General features: G+C 52.1%; 1 protein-coding gene. It reads left to right on the top strand.

From position 1 onward, the window contains the following. Positions 1 to 152 precede the first annotated feature (152 nt). On the top strand, positions 153 to 1,028 hold the full coding sequence (locus tag HZU84_RS19985) for a short-chain dehydrogenase (RefSeq protein ID WP_149503295.1): 876 nt from the start codon (positions 153 to 155) through the stop codon (positions 1,026 to 1,028). Positions 1,029 to 1,501: the final 473 nt, after the last annotated feature.

Raw genomic sequence — 1,501 nt, 5'->3', positions numbered from 1 at the left:
TTGCGGCCCGCAGCCGCGGGTTGAGCTTTTGCCGCCCCATGGTGCGCGCTGGGCAAGCGCTGCGCCTATTGGCAGAATCCTCTGTGCCGGGCGCGGTGCGAGGGGATGGCCCTTTCATTCGTTAGGCCCCAAAACCAGAACTCGCAACAGCTATGTCTATTCCTAAACCGGCTCAGTTTCTTACCAGCATCCCTCTGTATGCACCAGTTTCATATGAGGGCGAACAGATATGGGATATACTCAATATACTTTACTACAATGGCACATACGATAGCTTCTGCACCAAGTGCAAACGGGAGTCCACGTTTAAGGTAATTGCGCCGAACCGCACCCATGAGCACACAAGGAATTTGCAAGTTGAGCGGCTTATAAAGCAGCAAGGCGGGACGCCAGACCTCCCTAGCCTAAGATCACCGATTTTCGAAGTCGAAGCTACCTGCACTCGCCATGAAGGCCACAAGCAGAACTTCGTGTTTTTTTCGGATCTCGAAGCAATTCCAAATGAATCCGGATTGCCCAAAATCAAGAGAAGCATACAAAAGATTGGCCAACAACCATCCTACGGGGATCTACACATACTGCAGGTCAAAAAGTACTCTCACGTACTTTCCAAAGCGCAACTAGGCGAACTCACGCGCGCGATCGGCTTAGCATCACATGACGTTGGAGTCGGAGCCTATGTGTACCTGAGGCGAATTTTTGAGAATCTGGTTGAGGAAGCCCACATCGTTGCCCAAAGAGACTCGGGATGGGATGAAGGTGCATATAGTCGTTGTCGAATGAGCGAGAAAATAACTATGCTTAAAGCGCATCTTCCTGCATTTCTCGTTGAACATCCGGGGATGTACTCATTACTTAGTAAAGGTATTCACGAACTTTCAGAAGAGGATTGTCTGAAGCATTTTCCAACGCTACGGATTGGCATCGAGCTAATTCTTGATGAGCGCCTTGAGGCCCGTGAGAAAGCCAACAAAATTGCCGCAGCTAAAGCAGCAATTCAAAAGGCAGTTGGTGAGTATGGGGCCTAGTTTCAAGCACTAAGTGCAACACCTACAAGATGCAGGTTGTATCAGCTGAATCGCCCTTCCACTCCGCGCCCCAGCCTAACTGTAGGTTCAACGCGGACGCCAACATGGGCCATCGCTTCGCGATTTTGATGGCCCATGTTGGTACCCTCCAGCCTTCGGCTTCCGGCGCCGGTTAACCTGGGCTACAAGGGCATCCCCGCGAAGTCAACAAAACCTCTCCGGGCAGGTTTTCATGAAACCCGCCTGAGCAGCGTTCAAACGATCCAACCAACGCACACGAAACCAGCGACTGACAGGGAGAACAAGGTGCGGACTGCAAAACTACAACCGGTCTTTGCTGCGGCTTTCTGTGCCGCTGACCCTGATGAAAGACGCGCGTGGGGGCTCCATTCGTTAGCCGAGGTTGCTCTTGCGAGCGCCTCCTAGATTTAACCGAGCACTCCCCACGCAGGTCTGACCTTGTTCCATCAACG

This window comes from Sphaerotilus sulfidivorans (genome assembly GCF_013426975.1).
Classification (GTDB): domain Bacteria; phylum Pseudomonadota; class Gammaproteobacteria; order Burkholderiales; family Burkholderiaceae_C; genus Sphaerotilus; species Sphaerotilus sulfidivorans.
This window is presented reverse-complemented; position numbering and strand designations above follow the sequence as displayed.

Excerpts from the sequence above, each read along its gene's own strand:
- HZU84_RS19985 (WP_149503295.1), top strand. The coding sequence starts at position 153 with ATGTCTATTCCTAAACCGGCTCAGTTTCTTACCAGCATCCCTCTGTAT.